Here is an 18,485-nt window from a genome sequence, read left to right on the forward strand (position 1 = left end):
CCGCTGCGGCACCGGGGGCACTGTCATGCCGTCGCCGAGCGGTACTTGCGCACCGCCAGCGTCCGGAAGACCACCAGGATCAGGATCGAGTAGATCAGCGAGGCCCACACGGGGTGCTGCATGGGCCAGGCGTCCGACGGTGACCGGCCCGGGTTGGCGAACAGCACGCGGCAGGCCTGGACCGTGGCGCTGAAGGGGTTCCACTCGGCGATGTGGCGCAGCCAGGGGGTCATGTGGCTGGTGTCCACGAAGGCGTTGGAGATGAAGGTGACCGGGAAGAGCCAGATCAGGCCGCTGGAGGTGGCCGCCTCGGGGGTCCTCACGGACATGCCGATGAGGGCGCCGATCCAGGTGAACGCGTAGCCGAGCAGGAGCAGCAGGCCGAAGGCCGCGAGGACCTTGGCGGCGTTGGTGCTGCCGTCCGACCCGACGCGCCAGCCGACCAGCAGGGCGACCACGGCGAGGACCACCAGGGTCAGGGCCGTCTGCACGGAGTCGGCGAGGGTGCGCCCGGTGAGCACGGCGCCGCGCGCCATGGGCAGGGAGCGGAAGCGGTCGATGAGGCCCTTGTGCATGTCGTCGGCGATGCCGGCGCCGGAGCTGGCGGTGGCGAACGTGACGGTCTGCGCGAAGATGCCGGCCATCAGGAAGTTCTTGTAGTCGGCCGCGCTGGTGCTGTTGCCGATCTGCATGGATCCGCCGAAGACGTAGGTGAACAGCACCACGAACATGATCGGCTGGATCAGCCCGTAGATGATCATCTCAGGGATCCGGGACATGCGGATCAGGTTGCGCTTGGCGACGACCATCGAGTCCCGGATCGACTGGCTGACCGGGTTCGTGGCCGGCGCCACCCGCACGGTGTCGGTGACGGCGCTCACTGGGCGTCCTCCTTGTCGTTCTCCTGGGCCTCGGCCTCGGCCACGTGTCCCGTGAGGGACAGGAAGACATCGTCGAGGGTGGGTCTGCGCAGGCCGATGTCGTCGATCTCGATGCCGCGGGTGTCCAGTTCGCGGATGACCTCGGCCAGGAGCTTGGCGCCGCCGGTCACGGGCGCGGTGAGCTTGCGCATGTGCTCCTCGACGGTGGTCTCACCCTTGCCGAATCCGGCGAGGACCTCCGCGGCGGCCGGGATGTGCTCCCGCTCGTGCACCACGACCTCGACGCGCTCGCCGCCGGTGCGGGCCTTGAGCTGGTCGGAGGTGCCCTGGGCGATGACCTTGCCGTGGTCCACCACGGCGATGTCGTGCGCCAGGTGGTCGGCCTCCTCCAGGTACTGCGTGGTGAGCAGCAGGGTGGTGCCGCCGGAGACCAGCTGCTTGATGACCTCCCACAGCTGCTGGCGGTTGCGGGGGTCGAGGCCGGTCGTGGGCTCGTCCATGAACATCACGGGCGGTGAGACGACCAGGGCCGCCGCGAGGTCGAGGCGGCGGCGCATGCCGCCGGAGTAGGTCTTGGTGGGGCGGTCGGCGGCGTCCGTGAGGTGGAACTGCTCCAGCAGTTCGGCCGCGCGCTCCTTCGCCGCCTTGGCCCGCATCTGGTACAGCCGGCCGACCATCTGGAGGTTCTCCCGGCCGGTCAGGTATTCGTCGACGGCCGCGAACTGGCCGGACAGGCCGATGGAGCGGCGGACCGCGTCGGGCTGTTTCAGCACGTCGATGCCCGCGACGACCGCGCGTCCGCTGTCGGGCCGCAGCAGGGTGGTCAGGCAGCGGACGGTGGTCGTCTTGCCCGCGCCGTTCGGCCCGAGCAGGCCGAGGACCGTGCCTTCGGGCACGTCGAGGTCGACGCCGTCCAAGGCCTTTACGTCGCCGAAGGTCTTGACCAGGCCTTCGGCGTAGATGGCGCCTGGCATATGAGTCTCCACGTCTTCGTAGATGTCATAGATGTCCGGACGGACGTCCGGCGAGGCTCTTCACCGACACACCATAACGCGATGTATCGCGTCTCACAATGAGTAGGTCCGCGGGTGTTCTCCGTGCGACGAAAGGATCTTCGACCGGGTCGGAGCGGTCAGCCGATGACCGTGTAGCCCGCCTCGCGCAGCGCCTGACCCACCTCGGCGCAGTGCGCCGGGCCCTTCGTCTCCAGGTGCAGCTCGACCTCCGCCTCCGTGAGCCCGAGCCGCGGGTCGGTCCGTAGGTGGCTCACATCCAGGACGTTAGCGTCGACCACCGACAACACGCCCAGAAGCGTGGCAAGGGCACCGGGCCGGTCCGTCAACCGCAGCCGGACCGCCAGGTAGCGGCCCTGCGCGGCCATGCCGTGCCGCAGCACCCGCTCCATCAGCACCGGGTCGACGTTGCCGCCGGACAGCACCGCGACGACCGGGCCCTCGAAGGTGCCGGCCTCGCTCAGCAGCGCCGCCACCGGGCTCGCCCCGGCCGGCTCCACGACGAGCTTGGCCCGCTCCAGGCACAGCAGCAGCGCGGCGGACAGCTCGTCCTCGCTCACCGTGCGCACCTCGTCGACCAGCTCTCCGACGATGCCGAACGGCACGTCGCCCGGCCGCCCCACCTTGATGCCGTCGGCCATCGTCGCCGGGTTCTCCACCGTCACCGGCCGGCCCGCCGCCAGCGAGGGCGGGTAGGCCGCCGCGCCCGCCGCCTGCACGCCTACGATCCGCACGTCCGGTCGCAGGGACTTCACCGCCACCGCGATCCCGGCGGCGAGCCCGCCCCCGCCGATCCCGACCAGGACGGTGCGCACCTCGGGGCACTGCTCCAGGATCTCCAGGCCCACGGTGCCCTGCCCGGCGATGATGTCGGGGTGGTCGAAGGGGTGGATGAACACCGCGCCCGTCTCGGCCGCGTACTCCTGTGCGGCGGCCAGCGTCTCGTCGACCACCTGGCCGTGCAGCCGCACCTCGGCCCCGTAGTCGCGGGTGGCGCTGACCTTGGGCAGCGGGGCGCCGTTCGGCATGAACACCGTGGCACGCACGCCCAGCAGGGAGGACGCCAGGGCGACGCCCTGCGCGTGGTTGCCGGCGCTCGCGGCGACGACACCGGCGGCGCGCTCCTCGGGCAGCAGACCGGCGATCCTGACGTACGCGCCGCGCAGCTTGAACGAGCCGGTCCGCTGGAGGTTCTCGCACTTGAGATGCACCGGCGCGCCGACCATCTGGGACAGGTGCCTGCTGCCCTCCATCGCGGTCACCCGCGCCACACCCGAGAGCATCTTCTGCGCGCCGCGCACGTCGTCGAGGGTGACGGGGCGAAAGGAGTCAGCCGTGCTGTAGCTCATGACTCCAGCATCGCAGTTCACAGGCGGGAACGACCGTTGTGACCAACCTCCGAGACCCGCTTTGCGCAGCGCCGGTACGGTCCGCCTTCCGTCCGCGTACCCTGTCCCCCAATCTGCCAGCCCTCCACGAAGTGAGCCCCCGGCCATGCCCACAACACCTGAAATGTCGATGGACATGACGACCGTCGGTGACACCGGTCTTCTCGACACGCTGCAGCACGAGGTGGCGCTGTTCGCCCGCCGTGCCGAACAGACCCGGCTCGGCGGCGTCGGGCAGGTGCGCAACTCCATGGACCGTGCCGCGTACCTGCTGCTCAACCGCCTCGACAAGGAAGGCCCGATGGGCGTGAAGGCGCTCGCCGCGAGCATGGGGATCGACTCGTCGACGGTCACCCGGCAGGTGGCTCCGCTCGTGGACACCGGCCTGGTCAAGCGCACCTCCCACCCCGAGGACGGGCGCGCGGTGGTGTTGCAGCTGTCCCCGCGCGGTCAGGCCCGTCTGGAGGAAGTGCGCTCCTCGCGGCGGCAGTTGATGGCCGAGCTGACCCACGACTGGGAGCCGGAGGAGCGCGAGGCGTTCTGCGACCTCCTCACGCGGTTCAACACGGCGCTGTCCTCCCGGATGTCGGCCCAGGGGATGCCGGGCCCGGAGGCACAGCCGACGGCCTGAGGGCCGCACGGCGCGGTCGCGCGCGGCACGCACTCGGCACGGCACGCGTACGGCAGCGGTACGACGGCCGGGGTGCCACGCGCGCGTGGCACCGCGCGAGCCGTGCGCGGCTCTTGACCCCGGGGCCGTCCCTGGCCTGATATGAGACCGGGTCCCCGTTCGTGTGCGACCGGGGTCCGCATCCTCAGGGTCGCCGTCAGGCGGGAGGCGCGGTGCTGGAGCGGCATGCGTCCCGGGCCACCCGTCGCGCCCGGGAGTTCGAGGCGTTCGTCGCGGGCGCGGCCGGGCGGCTGCTGCACGCCGCCACGCTGCTCACCGCGGAGGCCCCGGACGACAATCCCCGCGCGCGGCGCCTGCTGACCCTGTCGCTGGCCCACACGTACGCGCGCTGGGACCGGCTGCGCGGCGAGGACCCCTACGACCGCACCCGCTGCCACCTGGCCACCCGTTTCGCACGCGGCGCGTGGCACCACGGCGGACTCGGCCGCCCCCGGGCGCACCCCGCGAGCCCCCTGGCCACGCTGACCCCGCAGGAACGGCTGATCCTGGTGCTCAGGCTCTACGAAGGTGTCGCCGAGGAGCAGACGGCGGCCCTGCTGGGGCTGTCCCCGGAGCGGGTGCGCGCCATCTGCCACCGGGCGACCTCGGCCCTCCTGCACCGCCCCCAGGGCCCCTCGCCCACCGTGACCACCGCGAAGCCGGTGCCGTCATGAACCGGGGGGCGCCATGAGGGGGAACGATCGGGAGGCGGCCGTACGGCGGCTGCTGGAGCAGGCGCCGCGGCCCCTGCCGCCCGAGATCCACACGGAGGCGGTGCGCAGGGGCGGACGGATCCTGCGGCGCCGGACGCTCGCCCGCCGCGCGATGTGGCTGCTGCTCTTCGCGGCCGCCGTCGCGTTCACGGTGTGGGCCCTGACGGCCCGCCCGTGGGTGGAGCCGCCGTCCGACACGACTCCACCCCTCACCGGCTGGTGACCCGGCCCGGTCCCGCTAGCCCAGCGCCTGCTGGAGGTCCTCCAGCAGGTCGTCGGCGTTCTCGATGCCCACCGAGAGGCGCACCAGGTCGGCCGGGACCTCCAGGGCCGAGCCGGCCACGGAGGCGTGCGTCATGCGGCCGGGGTGCTCGATCAGCGACTCGACGCCGCCCAGGGACTCGCCCAGCGTGAAGATCCTGGCGCGGTTGCAGACCTCGACGGCCGCCTCCTCGCCGCCCGCGACGCGGAAGGACACCATGCCGCCGAACGACTTCATCTGCTTGGCGGCGACCTCGTGACCGGGGTGCTCCGGCAGGCCCGGGTACAGCACGCTGGTCACGCGCGCGTGCCGGGTGAGCATGTCGGCGACCTTGACGGCGTTCTCACTGTGCCGGTCCATGCGCACGGAGAGGGTCTTGGTGCCGCGCAGCACCAGCCAGGAGTCGAAGGGCCCGGCGACCGCGCCCATCGCGTTCTGGTGGAAGGCCAGCTCCTCGCCCAGGGCGGCGTCGCCGGTGATCAGGGCACCGCCGACGACGTCGGAGTGACCGCCCATGTACTTGGTCAGCGAGTGCACGACGACGTCCGCGCCCAGCGACAGCGGCTGCTGGAGGTAGGGCGTGGCGAAGGTGTTGTCGACGACGAGGCGGGCGCCGGCGTCCCGGGCGACCTGGGCCACGGCGGCGATGTCGGTGATGCCGAGCAGCGGGTTGGAGGGGGTCTCCACCCAGACGACCTTGGTCTTGGGGGTGAGGGCGGCCCGCACGGCGGCCGGGTCGCTGGTGTCGGCGACCGACCACTCCACGCCCCAGCGGGCGACGACCTTGGCGAACAGGCGGAACGTGCCGCCGTAGGCGTCGTTGGGGATGACCACGTGGTCGCCGGGGACGAGCAGCGTACGCAGCAGGCAGTCCTCGGCCGCCAGCCCGGACGCGAACGCGAGACCGCGGCGGCCGCCCTCCAGGGCGGCGAGGTTCTCCTCCAGCGCGGTCCTGGTGGGATTGGCGCTGCGGCTGTACTCGTAGCCGCCGCGCAGCCCGCCGACACCGTCCTGCTTGTAGGTGGAGACCTGGTAGATCGGCGGGACGACCGCGCCCGTCAGGGGGTCGGCGGTGTTGCCCGCGTGGATCGCGAGCGTCTCGAAGTGCTGACTGATGTGCCTGTCGCTCATGAGCACCGAGGGTAGTGCGCCGACGCGAGGAGTGCCGGGGGACGGGGCTACGCGGGGTTTTCCACAGGTTCGCGGCCCACGTTGGCCAATTGTCGGCGCGGTCTGGTTCGCTTGTGGCATGGAGATTCTGTGGGTCCTGATCGCGCTGGTCATGCTGGGCTTCGTGCTGCTTCCCTTCCTGCGGCGCAGGCGCGGCGTCGCGACAGGGCTGGTCTCCCCCGACCACCCGGACGCGGCGGACCCGGCGAACTACGGCTTCGTCCTGGAGGAGGAGCTCGACATCCGCATGCCGGGCCCCGACCAGGACCTGCTGGACGTCCTGGACGTGGTGCAGCGCACGGGGGACTACCGCGCCGCGCAGCAGCTCCTGGCGGGCACCGAGACGGAGGGCGAGCGGCGCTGGCAGCGCGTGCAGGCCTTCGCGGGCGCGGCCTCGCTGGAGCTGGCGCGGCGGCCCGGCGGGGTGAGCGAGGCGCCGGGCGGGCAGTGGCTGCGGGTGTGGCGGGCCGAGGCGCCCAAGGACCCGGGCGGCGCGGCGGTGCACGCCGAGTTCCTGGTGCAGCAGGCGTGGCGGACAGCGACGCCGGGGACGGACGAGTTCCGGATCATCATGGAGGAGGCCAGGACGGCGTGCGGCGACGCGGCGCTGCTCGCCCCGGGTGACCCGATCCCGTACATCGTGGAGCTGTCGGTGGCCCGCGGTCTCGGCTACTCCCAGAAGGACTTCGAGCAGATCTGGCTGAAGATCCTGGACCGCGCCCCGGCCCACATGGGGGCGCACCTGGCCGCGTTGCACTACTGGTGCGAGAAGTGGCACGGCTCGCGTGCCGAGGCGTACGCGTTCGCCGAGGCCGCGGCGGCGCGGGCGCCCCGGGGTTCGCTCCTCGCTGCGATGCCCCTCTTCGCGGTGTTCGAGCACCTGCCCGAGGTGACCCTGGTGGCGAACTTCTGGCAGAGCGAGGTCGTCACGAAGGCGGTGCACGGCGCGCTGCACGCGGTGCACTCGGCCCGCCCCGACGACCCGATGCTGGCCCATGTGCGGCACCTGCTGGTGTTCTTCCTGGTCCGCGGTGAGCGCTGGTCGGAGGCCATGCACCAGCTGGTGCAGGTCGACGGCCATGTGGGCGCCCTGCCCTGGACCCTGTCCGCCGACCCGGCGGCCGAGTTCGCCGTGTACCGGGCGCTCGCGGTGGCGGGCTACGAGGCGAACGGCGGCAGCCCCGCGAGTCTGCCGCACTGAGGCGCGCCGGTGCCGCGGCCGCACCGGAATGCCGGGCGGGTGCGGCACGTTGAGGGGGCGTCGTCCCGATTGGAGCCCGCATGTTCCTGTACAGCCGTACGCCCACGCTGCCGACTCCCGCGCAGGCACTGTCCGGCCGCCCGGAACCGGTGTTCACGGTCCCCGACCGCCACACCGTCCTCGGCACCCCGCTGCTCGGCCCGTACCCCGAGGGCCTGGAGACGGCGGATTTCGGACTGGGCTGCTTCTGGGGCGCGGAACGCACGTTCTGGCAGCTCCCCGCCGGTGTCTGGACGACCCTCGTCGGCTACCAGGGCGGCCACACCGAGAATCCCACGTACGAGGAGGTCTGCTCGGGCCTGACCGGCCACACCGAGGTCGTCCGGGTGGTCTTCGACCCGGAGCGGATCTCGTACGAGCGGCTGCTGAAGACGTTCTGGGAGTCCCACGACCCCACGCAGGGCTTCCGCCAGGGCAATGACGTGGGCACGCAGTACCGCTCGGCGATCTACGCCCACACCCCCGAGCAGGAGGCCGCCGCCAAGTCCTCCCGCGAGGCGTACCAGAAGGTCCTGACGTCGTCCGGCTACGGCAGCGTCACCACGGAGATCGTCTCGGCCCAGGGCCGGCCCTTCTACCCGGCGGAGGGCTACCACCAGCAGTACCTGGACAAGAACCCCGCGGGCTACTGCGGCATCGGCGGCACGGGTGTGTCCTGCCCGATCGGTGTGGCCCGGGCCGATGGGTGACACCGCGAGCTTCGGCGGAGGCTGGATCTTCGAGGAGGGTCTGCGTCCGTTCTGCGAGTCGGTCTCGGAGTTCTGCGGCTACGACTTCGACGACTCGGACTGGCTGGCCATCGACAACGCCATGCCGCGCACGGACGTGGAGGAGCCCGACGGCTGGTACGACTACCCGCTGGCGGGCCGGGTGCCGATGACCGTGCAGGTGGCGGCCGACCCCGGCTCCTCCGTCGTCTTCGTCCGGCTCACGGGGGCACCCGACGACCGCACGCGGGCACAGATCGAGGCGGCCCTGCACATCTTCAGCATGTACACCGTCCGCTGACGGCCCGCTCCCGGAGGACGGGGGGCTGCTGGGAACGTACGCACAGCCAATAGGGTGCCTGCGTGACTGCGCCCCTGAGTTCCGACAGATCCCGTGCCGCTCTGCGGATATCCGCGCGGGTTTCCGCCGATGTGCTGCTCGTGTTCGCCCTGTCCGTCGTGGCTCTGTGGCTGCTGGGCCGGATGTGGTCGGTGGTGTGGCCGCTCGTGGTCGGGCTGCTGCTGACGACACTGACCTGGCCCGCGGCCCGTTTCCTGCGCCAGCGCGGGTGGCCGCCCGCGCTGGCCGCTTCCGTCGTGACCATGCTGTTCCTGCTGGTCGCCGCCGGTGTCGTGGCGCTGATCGCCGTGCCGGTGGCCTCCCAGTCCGGGGAGCTGACCGACGGTGTCGTGGAGGGCATCCAGCGGTTGCGCGAGTGGGCCGCCGGGCCTCCGCTGAACATCGGGGACGCGCAGATCAACAAGGCGTTCGACAGCGCGGTCTCCCGCGCCCAGGAGGGCGTCGGCAGCATGGTGGGCGCCGTCGTCACCGGGGTGAGCACCGTGGTGAACGGCGTCGTCACCGCCGTCCTCGCGCTCTTCCTGATGTTCTTCTTCCTCAAGGACGGCCCGCGGTTCCTGCCGTGGCTGTCCCGCCAGCTGCCCGGCCGGCTCGCCACCGACGTGCCGACCGTGTGCGCACGCGGCTGGGACACCCTGGGCGCCTTCGTGCGGTCCCAGGCGGCCGTCGGTCTGCTCGACGCGGTCCTGATCGGCCTGGGGCTGTGGATCCTGGGCGTGCCGCTGGTGCTTCCGCTGGCGGTGCTGACCTTCGTCTCGGCGTTCGTGCCGATCATCGGCGCCCTGTTCGCGGGCTTCGTCGCGGTGCTCATCGCGCTCGTCTCCAACGGCCTCACGGACGCGGTGATCGTGCTGGTGATCATCGTCGTGGTGCAGCAGCTGGAGGGCAACGTCTTCCAGCCCATGATCCAGAGCCGCGGTCTCGGTCTCCACGCGGCCGTGGTCCTGCTGGCGGTGACCCTGGGCGGCAACCTCGCCGGCATCGTGGGCAGCCTGCTCGCCGTGCCCGTGGCCGCGCTGATGGCGGTGGTGTGGAACTACGTGCGCGAGCAGCTCGCCGACCCGGCGGGCGAACCGGGAGACGGTGGACCGGACTCCACACCCGCCGTGCCGTCGTAGCGGCTTCGGGGGCGTCCGCCATGCGAACGGCCCCGCCACGGTCGCCGGACTCCTGCTCGCTTGAGAGCCTGCGGGCGAGGAGGAACACGCCCATGAATCCTGTCGCCGCTTCCCCCGTGCGTCTGGAGGCGTCCGTCGATCCCCGCCTGTCCCGCTGGATGTGGCTGGTGAAGTGGCTGCTCGCCATCCCGCACTACATCGTGCTGGTGTTCCTGTGGATCGGGTTCGTCGTGGGGACCGTGATCGCCTTCTTCGCGATCCTGTTCACCGCCCGCTACCCGCGGGCCCTCTTCGACTACAACGTCGGCGTGCTGCGCTGGAACTGGCGGGTCACCTACTACGCGCACACCGCCCTCGGCACCGACCGGTACCCGCCGTTCACCCTCGCCGACGTGCCCGACTACCCGGCGCGCTTCGACGTCGTCCACCCCGAGCGGCTGTCCCGCGGGCTGGTCCTGGTGAAGTGGTGGCTGCTGGCGATCCCGCAGTACATCGTCGTCGCGCTGTTCACCGGGGGCGGCTGGGGCAGCCGGGACGGCTGGCGGGGCGGGTTGCTGCCCTTCCTCTCCCTGGTCGCGGTCGTCATCCTGCTCTTCACCGCCCGCTACCCGCGGCACCTCTTCGACTTCCTGATCGGAATGGCCCGCTGGGCGGCCCGGGTGACGGCCTACGCCGCGCTGCTGACGGATCAGTACCCGCCGTTCCGGCTCGACCAGGGCGGGCAGGAACCCCCGGCGGCGTCACCGCCAGCACCGCAACCGGCCTCCCCGACGACCAAGGCCTGACCCCGCGTAGGGCGTAATCCACAGCGGAAGCGTTTCCTCCCGCTCTACGCTCCCTCGCATGGTTCTCAGACGAGCGTTACAGCTGATCATGGTCATCGCCCTGGCCCTCGCGGGGGCGGTCCAGGGCGGGGTGGGCACGGCGCGGGCCGAGGGGAACGGGACGACGAGCGGGCGGCAACTGCTCTTCTACAACCACGCCTACGGGGTGTTCGACCGGGTGACCGCGGACGCCATCGAGCACTCCTCCTATCTGCGGGACTTCGCCCACTTCCAGGTCCGCACCACGACAGGCTCCGGCGGGCAGACCTGGACCGGCCGCTATCTGATGGGGCGCGAGACCTACCTCGAGTTGTTCGGGGTGGGCGACGTACCCGGCAAGGACGGCACCCTCGGCTCCGCCGGCCTGGGCGTGTCGGCCGAGCGCGCCGGGGACCTGCCCACCGTGGTCGAGCGGCTGCGCGCGTCCGGGATCACCGACCCGGTCGAGTTCCGGCAGACGCGCGACTTCGGCGACGGCGTCCCCGTGCCCTGGTTCGACGCCGTCCTCACCACCGAGCAGTACGACCTCTTCGGGGCCTGGGGGATGGAGTACCGGCCGGAGTACTTCGCCGACCCGCGCGGCAACACCGAGCCCGCCTCCCACCCCGGTGACGTGGGCCGGGAGCGCTACCTGCCGGACACCTACCGCGACCGGCTGATGCGGGACGTCACCGGCATCAGGATCGCGGTGACCGCACGCGACCTCGCCGGTACGGTGCCGTTGCTGGAGGCCGGCGGGTTCACCGTCCGTTCCCTGCCGGGCGGGGGCGTCCTCGCGAAGGGCGGCGGCACCACCATCCGCTTCGACTCCGTGCCCCTGGACCAGGTGGGCCTGCGGCAGGTCGAGATGTCGCTGAACCATCCGGTGCCGTACCGGCACGTGGAGCGGATCGGCCACTCGGCCCTGGTGGTCGGCCCGGGGTCGCACGCGGTGTGGACCTTCGAGGAGCAGGACCGGTCCTAGCCCAGCCTCTCCGCCAGGAATTCCTCCCACGTCCGCTTCCCCGCCTCCGCCCCGGCCTCCGCCAGGTTCGCCCCCGCCCGGTAGGCCCGCCCCGCCTTCCCCGGGATGCGCACCGGCAGCATGGGGCGGCGCTTGCCGCGCAGGCGGAGGTAGGGGCGGGCCAGACCGGCGAGGTCGTGGAGGTCCGGCCCGGTCAGGTCGGGGACCAGGCCGCGAGGAGCGCCGAGGGCCAGTTCCGCGAGGCGGGCGGCGACCTCGCGCGCGTCGACCGGCTGGAGCCGGAGGCCGCCGGGAACCGGGAACACCGGCAGTTTCGCCATCTTCTCGACCAGGGTGAACGCCAGGTCGTGGAATTGGGCCGCGCGCAGGGTCGTCCACGGGATGCCCGACTCGGCGACGGCCCGCTCCGACTCCAGCTTCGTCCGCATCCAGGCCAGCGGGACCCGGTCGGCGCCGATGACCGAGATGTGGAGCAGGTGCCGTACGCCGGCCCGGGACGCGGCGCGCACCAGGGCGCGGGTGGCCTCGTCGTCGCCCTTGGGGCCGCCCGCCAGGTGCAGCACGGTCCGCGCGCCGTCGACGGCGGCCGCCACGCCCTCGTCCTTCAGCAGGTCGCCGGTGACGTACCGGACGCCGTCCGCGGCCGGGCGGGCGTGCCGGGTGAGGATCCGCACGTCGTGACCCGCGGCGCGCAGCAGCGGGACGACGTGGCCGCCCAGGGTGCCCGTGCCGCCGGTGACCAGGATCGGTGCTGTCATGACTGCTCCCCGGTTCTTCGTCGGTCGGTCGCCTTCGCCGGTATGACGCGCGGCGGCGCGACGATGTGACGAGCCGGGGGGCGGGCGGCTCAGCCGCCGCTGCCGTAGGGCCTCGTGATGATCTCCAGGCGGTGGCCGTCGGGGTCGTCGAAGTAGGCTCCGCGGCCGCCGTCGTTGTGGTTGATCTCGCCGGGGCGGCTGTGGAACGGATCCGCCCAGTAGGTCAGGCCGGCCTCCCGGATGCGGCCGAAGATCTCGTCGAACTCCTCCTCGGAGACGAGGAAGGCGTAGTGCTGCGGCGTGATGGCGCCGGGGCTGTCCATGAAGTCGAGGGTCACGCCGTTGGGGATCTCGACCGGGAGGAACGGGCCGTAGGGCGGGCTGACGTCGAGCCCCAGCAGATCGGCGAGGAACCGGGCCGAGGCGCGCTTGTCGTGCGCGACGACGATGGTGTGGTTCAGCTGCACGGTCATGGCGGGCCTCCCCTGCAAGTGGCCGGCGAACCCCTGTGGAGCACTCCCCCACGTGTACCCCCCGGGCGCCTCGTCGTGCATCACGAACGCCCTGAGGGCCCCGGCGCGCGGCCGGGGCCCTCAGAGGGAGGCAATCGTCCGGCCTCAGATGGTGGCCGTGTCGATCACGAAGCGATAGCGCACGTCGCTGGCCTGGACCCGCTCGTACGCCTCGTTGATCTGGTCGCCGCGGATCAGCTCGATCTCGGCGCCCAGGCCGTGCTCGGCGCAGAAGTCCAGCATCTCCTGGGTTGCCGCGATGCCGCCGATCATGGAGCCGGCGAGGGTCTTGCCGCCGCCGATCACCGAGAACAGGTTGAGGGCGATCGGCTCCTCGGGGGCGCCGACGTTCGCCAGCGTGCCCTCGGTCTTCAGCAGCGACAGGTAGGCGTTGAAGTCCAGCGGCGCGGACACCGTGGACACGATCAGGTCGAACGTGCCGGCCAGTTTCTCGAAGGTCTTCGGGTCGCTGGTGGCGTAGTAGTGGTCGGCGCCCAGCCGCAGGCCGTCCTCCTGCTTGCGCAGGGACTGCGACAGCACGGTCACCTCGGCGCCGAGGGCGTGGGCGATCTTCACGCCCATGTGGCCGAGGCCGCCCAGGCCGACGATCGCGACCTTCTTGCCGGGTCCGGCGCCGAAGCGCCTGAGCGGGGAGTAGAGGGTGATGCCGGCGCACAGCAGCGGGGCCGCTTCGTCGAGCGCCAGGCCGTCGGGGATGCGGACGACGAAGTTCTCGTCGACGACGACGTTCTCCGAGTAGCCGCCGTAGGTGGGCTCGCCGTCGTGGCCGATGCCGTTGTACGTCGGGACGTTGCCCTGGACGCAGTACTGCTCCCGGCCCGCCTTGCAGTTCTCGCACTCGCGGCAGGAGTCGACCATGCAGCCGACGCCCACGCGGTCACCGACGGCGAACTTGGTGACGCCCGGGCCGACGGCGGAGACGACACCGGCTATCTCGTGGCCGGGGACCATCGGGAAGATTGCCTCACCCCAGCCCTCCTGGGCCTGGTGGATGTCCGAGTGGCAGATGCCGGCGAACTTGATGTCGATCAGGACGTCGAACTCGCGGACCTCGCGGCGTTCGATGGTGGTGCGCTCCAGCGGAGCCTTCGGGGCGGGAGCGGCGTACGCAGCAACAGTGGTCATGCCGGGGTTCTCCTAGCGGGGGTTCCGTGCCCGGCTGCCTTCTGGATCTTCCGGCCGGGCACGATGACCAGCGTGCCCGATCCGCGAGCGCTCACCCAGACCACGCTTTTGCGTACGCACACGGTGCGTACCACTGGCAGGGTCAGGCTCGTGTGCGTACGACCGTGAATACTGGACGGCATGGACGAACAGCCCGAACCCGCACAGACGGCCGGTGGCGGCCTGGACCGGCGCGCCGAGCTCAGCGAGTTCCTGCGCACCCGGCGGGCCCGGCTGAAGCCGGAGGACGTGGGGCTGCCCGACTTCGGGCGGCGGCGGGTGCCCGGGCTGCGCCGGGAGGAGCTGGCGCAGCTGGCCGGGGTGTCGGTGGCGTACTACACGCGGCTGGAGCAGGGCAACGGCCACAACGTCTCGGCGGAGGTTCTGGACGCGATCGCGCGCGCCCTGCGGCTGAGCGACGCCGAGCACGCGCACCTGACGCACCTGGCGAAGCCGAAGCAGCACAAGAAGAAGCCGGTGGCGCGCAGCCAGCAGGTGCGGCCGGCGCTGCGGCACCTGCTGGACTCGATCGACAGCGTCCCGGCGTACGTCGTCGGCCGCCGCTCGCACGTCCTGGCCTGGAACCGGATGGCCGCGGCCCTCTTCGGCGACTGGGCGGAGCTGCCCGCCCAGGAGCGGAACTGGGCGCGGATGGTGTTCCTGCGGCCCGAGTACCGCGAGCTGTTCGTCGAGTGGGACCAGAAGGCGGCCGACATCGTCGGCTATCTGCGCATGGACGCGGGCTGCCACCCGGACGACCCGCAGCTGTCCGCCCTGGTGGGCGAGCTGTCGGTGAAGAGCGAGGAGTTCCGCCGCCTCTGGGCCGCGCACGACGTCAAGGAGAAGAGCTACGGCGTCAAGCGCATGCGCCACCCCCTGGTCGGCGACCTGACCCTGTCCTTCGAGACGTTCCGCCTGGTCGACGACGCGGAGCAGTCCCTGATCACGTACCACGCGGAACCGGGCACCCCCTCGGCGGAGGCCCTGCGCCTGCTGGCGAGCTGGGGGGCGGACGCGACGCGCTCGGGAGCCAGGGCTTCTACGCCGTCGGAGTGAGCGCCGGCGTATCAGTCCGGTACGCCGAGGTTCTGCCGCATGATCCTGCGCATCGCCGACCGCCCCGGCTCGGCTCCTTCAGCTCGCGCCGGACGCCCTGCGCCTCTCGCCGTCGTGAGGCCGGGCGACGCGACGGGCCCGCCGGAAGCCGAAGCTCCCGACGGGCCCTGAACGCGCGGACGCTACCGCTTACTTGGCGTAGTACGCGTTGTAGATCGAGATCGTCGACTTGTTGCCCTTCTTGTCGGCGATCTTGGCGTGGAAGGAGATGGCCTTCCCCTTCGCCGGGTTCTTGACGCTCACCTTGCCGTCCTTGACGGTGAGCTTCTTCCAGGTCTTGCCGTAGTCGTACGACGCGTACACCGACAGCGACTTCAGGTTGCCGCCCTTGGCCGCGCCCTCGACGGTGACCGGGATCTTGACGGTCTTGTCGGCGGGGACCTTGCTGTCCAGGCCCGTGGTCGCGCCGAAGCGGGCCGTGGAGACGGGCAGCTTCGTGATGCCGCTGGTCTTCTTCGAGCGGAACGTCCAGCTGGCGTCGACGCGGGTGGAGGCCGCCGCGACCTTGACGCTGCGCTTGACCGACGTGGTCAGCTTGTACTCGGCGTCGGCGGACGGGACCTTGAACTCTTCGCCGAACAGCGGGTCGGCGTTGGAGCCGACCTTGGCGCCGTTGCGGTAGAGACTCGTGGCGACCGACGTGAAGTCGGACGCGCCCGCGTGTCCGGAGCCATCGGCGAACAGCGGCAGCGAGCCGTAGAGGGCGTTGCCCTTGCGGAAGACACCGAAGTCGCCGTTCAGGCGGGGGCCGAACACTGCCGTGTTGAAGGTCTTGGTGTACTTCTGGCCGGCCTTGTACGTCTGGGGGTCGAGCGAATATCCGGCCTCGGGGATCGGGTCGCCGTTCGCGTCCTTGCCCTTGTATTGCGTGAAGTCGAACGACCACTGGATCTTGTCCGAGGTCGACAGGTACATCGTGCGGGTGCTCGGCAGCTTCTGTTCCACGGGAACACCGAAGAACAAGGTCTCGGGAAGCAGGCCCAGAGTGAACAGGTCGCCGGTCTTGCCGGACGCGGCCGCACCCATATTGTGCTTCACCGTGGCGAGTTCACTCGCCTTGAAGTGCCGGACCTTGTCACCCTGAATCTTCTTGACCTTGGCGGAGGTGGCGACGTTGTACTCGGCGCTGTCACCCTTGGTCCACTGCCCGCTCCAGGTCTGACTCAGCCCGGAGACTTCCGGACCCAGGTGGGCCATGCGCAGGTCGCGGAACGTTTCGACCCCCAGGCCGAGACCTGTGCCAGCCGCATCGTAGGCGTAGTCGACCATGGCGGACAGCGGCTTGGCCTGCGCGTCGGGAACCCTGATGTCGGCCGGCTCGGTCTTGCGGGCGTCGATGGTCACCGTGGTGTTCTTGGTGACGGCCAGCTTCGGCTGGACCAGCCAGTCGATACCGCCCTCGAACGTCTCGGCGTCCTCGGCGATCAGGCCGTTCAGCAGGTAAGTGCCCTTGGGAACGCGCAGGGTGACGGTGCCCGAAGCGTCGACCGGTGCCAGGTACTGACGCTCCTTGCCCAGACCCTCGTAGCCCCAGAGGTCGGTGTCGTAGACGTCCGTCGGCTTCCCGTCCCTGCCGACGTGCTTGACGGTGACGTCGTACGACTCGATCTCGCGCTGCACCGCCGCCGCCGTGCGAACGCTCTGTCCGCCGCCCGTCGCCGTGATGTACGCCGAGTACGCGCCGTCGACCGTGCCGCCCAGCTTGGTGTCGGCGGTGAACGGCACGGAGGCCTTGCCGCCGGCCGGGACCGTCACCGAGGTGGCGCCGAGCTTGAAGAAGCCGGCCGGGGCGGCCTGGCCCTTGGGGTTGGTGGCCGTCGACGTCAGCTTCAGCGTGACGTCCTTCGTACCGAGGTTGCGGTACGTCAGCTCCTTGGTGACCGGCTTGTCGTCGGTGTGCGGCCACTGCTGGACACCGAAGCTCACCGAGACCGGCTCGGCGATCACGGACTGCGCGATGGCCTTGTCGACCTGGATCCGGCCCGAACCCTGCTGGAAGGGGGTGTACTTGCCGCCCTTGGTGGAGCCGGTGAGGGCGCCCTTCAGCTCGGCGTACTTCCAGTCCGGGTGCTGCTGCTTGAGGATCGCCGCCGCGCCCGCCACGTGCGGGGTCGCCATCGACGTGCCGGAGATCGTCATGTAGCCGGCCGGCTTCTCGCCGACCTCCTGGGCTATCTGGTTGCCCGGGGCCGAGGCCGCGGTGATGTCCACGCCGGGCGCGGTCACGTCGGGCTTGAGGGCGCCGTCCATACCGGGGCCGCGGCTGGAGAAGTCGGCCAGCTTGTCCTTGTCGTCGACCGCGCCGACGGTCAGGGCCGCGGCGGCGCTGCCCGGGGAGCCGACGGTCTGCTCGCCGAAGTCCCCCTCGTTGCCGGCCGCGATGGCGAACAGGACGCCCTTCTCGGCGGACAGCTTGTTCACCGCCGCTTCCATCGGGTCGATCGCGGGCGTGTCGCCGCCGCCCAGGCTCAGGTTGATGACGTCGGCGCCCTGCGCGGCGGCCCACTCCATGCCGGCGACGATCTCGGAGTCGCTGCCGAACCCGCCGTCGTCGAGGACCTTGCCGTTGAGGATCTTCGCGCCGGGCGCGACGCCCTTGAACTTGCCACCGGACTTCTTGCCGGTGCCGGCCGCGATGGAGGCGACGTGCGTGCCGTGGCCGACCTTGTCGGAGGTGTCGGGCGCGGTGGTGAAGTTCTTGGCGCCGACCACCTGGCCCTTGAGGTCGTCGTGGGTGGCGTCGACACCGGTGTCCAGGACGGCGATCGTGACGCCCTTGCCGTCGTAGCCGGCCGACCACGCCTTGGGCGCGCCGATCTGCGCGACGGACTTGTCGAGGCTGGCCTTGCGGACGCCGTCGAGCCAGACGTGCGCGATCCCGGCAGCGGTCTTCTCGCCGTTGGTGACCGCGTCCCAGAGCTCGGGGGTGTCCTCCTGCGGCGTCTGCACCGCGTCCGCGTTCACGGACTTCAGCGTGTGGCTCAGGGTGCCGGCCTCGCGGACGTCGGCCTTGGTGGCCGCGGCGCTGCCCTGATAGCCGACGATGACCTTCAGGCCCTTCTTCTGGGCCTTGCGGGTCGTGGACTTGTTCAGCTCGGTGACGTCGAAGAGCCGCTGGTCCAGCTTGCCGGTGGCGACCAGACGGGCCGCGTCGGCCGGGATGACGAGGGTATGGCCGTCGAGCTTGCGGATCTGGACGGGCACGTGCTCCCGGCCCTTGGCGTGCTCCAGGCCGATGACACGGCCCTTGGCGTCCAGGACGACCCGGTCGCCGGTGATCAGTGTGACGCGGTGCTTGGCGGTCAGGGACGCCGGCTGGGCGGCCGCTGCCGCCTGTTCGCCGTCGGCCGACGCCGGGCTGGTCATGCCCGCCGCCAGAGCCACGGCCGCCGCAGTGGCGACTGTGGCGGCGTACGCCCTTTTCACTTGTCTGCGCAAGTTTCCCCCTTGCAGAAGAACCGGGTGAATTTCCCCGTTCACCCGGCCGGGGGTGGTCTCGTACGCATGCCCGTACACCCCCCGGAATACGCAGTATGCCGAGGGGTGATCAGGCGCTCAATAGATGAGAGGACGGTAAGAATT

Annotated in this window: 18 protein-coding genes; 10 read left to right on the forward strand and 8 right to left on the reverse strand. The window is 71.2% G+C overall.

Translation table 11 applies throughout. From position 1 onward, the window contains the following. Window positions 1–23: 23 nt before the first annotated feature. From AB0I06_RS10625 to ilvA, 3 genes are all read right to left on the reverse strand, one after another. A complete protein-coding gene (locus AB0I06_RS10625) occupies window positions 24–881 on the reverse strand; it encodes an ABC transporter permease (RefSeq protein ID WP_363118397.1) in 858 nt (285 codons plus the stop codon). Beyond that, window positions 878–1,855: an ATP-binding cassette domain-containing protein gene (locus AB0I06_RS10630; protein WP_363118398.1), complete on the reverse strand. Its 978-nt coding sequence runs from the start codon at window positions 1,853–1,855 to the stop codon at window positions 878–880. Before AB0I06_RS10630 ends, AB0I06_RS10625 begins: the two co-directional genes overlap by 4 nt. A 158-nt stretch (window positions 1,856–2,013) precedes the next feature. Continuing rightward, on the reverse strand, window positions 2,014–3,243 hold the full coding sequence (ilvA, locus tag AB0I06_RS10635) for a threonine ammonia-lyase (protein WP_363118399.1): 1,230 nt from the start codon (window positions 3,241–3,243) through the stop codon (window positions 2,014–2,016). Window positions 3,244–3,406: 163 nt separating this feature from the next. On the opposite strand from ilvA, the gene AB0I06_RS10640 reads away from it, so the two are divergent. From AB0I06_RS10640 to AB0I06_RS10650, 3 genes are all read left to right on the forward strand, one after another. Beyond that, complete coding sequence (locus tag AB0I06_RS10640) at window positions 3,407–3,913, forward strand: MarR family transcriptional regulator (protein WP_363118635.1); 507 nt, start codon at window positions 3,407–3,409, stop codon at window positions 3,911–3,913. 212 nt (window positions 3,914–4,125) lie between these two features. After that, complete coding sequence (locus AB0I06_RS10645; protein WP_363118400.1) at window positions 4,126–4,626, forward strand: sigma factor-like helix-turn-helix DNA-binding protein; 501 nt, start codon at window positions 4,126–4,128, stop codon at window positions 4,624–4,626. A gap of 13 nt (window positions 4,627–4,639) precedes the next feature. Continuing rightward, entirely contained in the window at window positions 4,640–4,888 is a 249-nt protein-coding gene (locus AB0I06_RS10650) for a hypothetical protein (protein ID WP_363118401.1), read from the forward strand. A 15-nt stretch (window positions 4,889–4,903) separates the two neighbouring features. Here AB0I06_RS10650 and AB0I06_RS10655 read toward each other — a convergent pair whose 3' ends face one another. After that, window positions 4,904–6,058, reverse strand: coding sequence for a cystathionine gamma-synthase (locus AB0I06_RS10655; protein ID WP_363118402.1), 1,155 nt, complete (start codon window positions 6,056–6,058; stop codon window positions 4,904–4,906). A 118-nt stretch (window positions 6,059–6,176) separates the two neighbouring features. On the opposite strand from AB0I06_RS10655, the gene AB0I06_RS10660 reads away from it, so the two are divergent. The 6 genes from AB0I06_RS10660 to AB0I06_RS10685 all read left to right on the forward strand — a co-directional run bounded on the left by AB0I06_RS10660 (window position 6,177) and on the right by AB0I06_RS10685 (window position 11,332). Beyond that, window positions 6,177–7,298 (forward strand): hypothetical protein, encoded by a 1,122-nt coding sequence (locus AB0I06_RS10660; protein ID WP_363118403.1) that lies wholly within the window; start codon window positions 6,177–6,179, stop codon window positions 7,296–7,298. A gap of 80 nt (window positions 7,299–7,378) precedes the next feature. Continuing rightward, window positions 7,379–8,047, forward strand: coding sequence for a peptide-methionine (S)-S-oxide reductase MsrA (gene msrA, locus AB0I06_RS10665; protein WP_363118404.1), 669 nt, complete (start codon window positions 7,379–7,381; stop codon window positions 8,045–8,047). Next, a complete protein-coding gene (locus AB0I06_RS10670) occupies window positions 8,040–8,366 on the forward strand; it encodes a hypothetical protein (RefSeq protein ID WP_363118405.1) in 327 nt (108 codons plus the stop codon). The genes msrA and AB0I06_RS10670 overlap by 8 nt, the downstream gene beginning before the upstream one ends. 62 nt (window positions 8,367–8,428) lie before the next feature. Then, window positions 8,429–9,544 carry an AI-2E family transporter gene (locus AB0I06_RS10675; protein WP_363118406.1) on the forward strand — a complete coding sequence of 372 codons (1,116 nt, stop codon included), beginning with the start codon at window positions 8,429–8,431 and terminating at the stop codon, window positions 9,542–9,544. 92 nt (window positions 9,545–9,636) lie between these two features. Then, the gene (locus AB0I06_RS10680; RefSeq protein ID WP_363118407.1) at window positions 9,637–10,329 is read left to right on the forward strand and encodes a DUF4389 domain-containing protein; all 693 of its coding nucleotides are present in this window, start codon (window positions 9,637–9,639) and stop codon (window positions 10,327–10,329) included. Window positions 10,330–10,411: 82 nt separating this feature from the next. Continuing rightward, complete coding sequence (locus AB0I06_RS10685; protein WP_363118636.1) at window positions 10,412–11,332, forward strand: DUF5829 family protein; 921 nt, start codon at window positions 10,412–10,414, stop codon at window positions 11,330–11,332. Here the strand turns inward: AB0I06_RS10685 and AB0I06_RS10690 are convergent. From AB0I06_RS10690 to AB0I06_RS10700, 3 genes are all read right to left on the reverse strand, one after another. Next, window positions 11,329–12,090 carry an NAD(P)H-binding protein gene (locus tag AB0I06_RS10690; protein WP_363118408.1) on the reverse strand — a complete coding sequence of 254 codons (762 nt, stop codon included), beginning with the start codon at window positions 12,088–12,090 and terminating at the stop codon, window positions 11,329–11,331. The genes AB0I06_RS10685 and AB0I06_RS10690 overlap by 4 nt on opposite strands. An 89-nt stretch (window positions 12,091–12,179) precedes the next feature. Next, window positions 12,180–12,563, reverse strand: coding sequence for a VOC family protein (locus AB0I06_RS10695; RefSeq protein ID WP_363118409.1), 384 nt, complete (start codon window positions 12,561–12,563; stop codon window positions 12,180–12,182). 144 nt (window positions 12,564–12,707) lie between these two features. Beyond that, on the reverse strand, window positions 12,708–13,748 hold the full coding sequence (locus AB0I06_RS10700) for an NAD(P)-dependent alcohol dehydrogenase (RefSeq protein ID WP_363118410.1): 1,041 nt from the start codon (window positions 13,746–13,748) through the stop codon (window positions 12,708–12,710). Window positions 13,749–13,928: 180 nt separating this feature from the next. On the opposite strand from AB0I06_RS10700, the gene AB0I06_RS10705 reads away from it, so the two are divergent. After that, window positions 13,929–14,843 carry a helix-turn-helix transcriptional regulator gene (locus AB0I06_RS10705; protein ID WP_363118411.1) on the forward strand — a complete coding sequence of 305 codons (915 nt, stop codon included), beginning with the start codon at window positions 13,929–13,931 and terminating at the stop codon, window positions 14,841–14,843. A 189-nt stretch (window positions 14,844–15,032) separates the two neighbouring features. Here the strand turns inward: AB0I06_RS10705 and AB0I06_RS10710 are convergent, their stop codons facing one another. After that, window positions 15,033–18,341, reverse strand: a complete 3,309-nt coding sequence (locus AB0I06_RS10710) for a S8 family serine peptidase (RefSeq protein WP_363118412.1) — start codon at window positions 18,339–18,341, stop codon at window positions 15,033–15,035. Window positions 18,342–18,485 lie beyond the last annotated feature (144 nt).

This window comes from Streptomyces sp. NPDC050674 (assembly GCF_040654575.1).
Taxonomy (GTDB): Bacteria; Actinomycetota; Actinomycetes; order Streptomycetales; family Streptomycetaceae; genus Streptomyces.

Excerpts from the sequence above, each read along its gene's own strand:
- AB0I06_RS10655 (WP_363118402.1), bottom strand. The coding sequence starts at position 6,058 with ATGAGCGACAGGCACATCAGTCAGCACTTCGAGACGCTCGCGATCCAC.
- AB0I06_RS10680 (WP_363118407.1), top strand. The coding sequence starts at position 9,637 with ATGAATCCTGTCGCCGCTTCCCCCGTGCGTCTGGAGGCGTCCGTCGAT.
- AB0I06_RS10660 (WP_363118403.1), top strand. The coding sequence starts at position 6,177 with ATGGAGATTCTGTGGGTCCTGATCGCGCTGGTCATGCTGGGCTTCGTG.
- AB0I06_RS10630 (WP_363118398.1), bottom strand. The coding sequence starts at position 1,855 with ATGCCAGGCGCCATCTACGCCGAAGGCCTGGTCAAGACCTTCGGCGAC.
- AB0I06_RS10700 (WP_363118410.1), bottom strand. The coding sequence starts at position 13,748 with ATGACCACTGTTGCTGCGTACGCCGCTCCCGCCCCGAAGGCTCCGCTG.
- AB0I06_RS10650 (WP_363118401.1), top strand. The coding sequence starts at position 4,640 with ATGAGGGGGAACGATCGGGAGGCGGCCGTACGGCGGCTGCTGGAGCAG.
- AB0I06_RS10705 (WP_363118411.1), top strand. The coding sequence starts at position 13,929 with ATGGACGAACAGCCCGAACCCGCACAGACGGCCGGTGGCGGCCTGGAC.
- msrA (WP_363118404.1), top strand. The coding sequence starts at position 7,379 with ATGTTCCTGTACAGCCGTACGCCCACGCTGCCGACTCCCGCGCAGGCA.
- AB0I06_RS10695 (WP_363118409.1), bottom strand. The coding sequence starts at position 12,563 with ATGACCGTGCAGCTGAACCACACCATCGTCGTCGCGCACGACAAGCGC.
- AB0I06_RS10690 (WP_363118408.1), bottom strand. The coding sequence starts at position 12,090 with ATGACAGCACCGATCCTGGTCACCGGCGGCACGGGCACCCTGGGCGGC.
- AB0I06_RS10670 (WP_363118405.1), top strand. The coding sequence starts at position 8,040 with ATGGGTGACACCGCGAGCTTCGGCGGAGGCTGGATCTTCGAGGAGGGT.
- ilvA (WP_363118399.1), bottom strand. The coding sequence starts at position 3,243 with ATGAGCTACAGCACGGCTGACTCCTTTCGCCCCGTCACCCTCGACGAC.
- AB0I06_RS10640 (WP_363118635.1), top strand. The coding sequence starts at position 3,407 with ATGTCGATGGACATGACGACCGTCGGTGACACCGGTCTTCTCGACACG.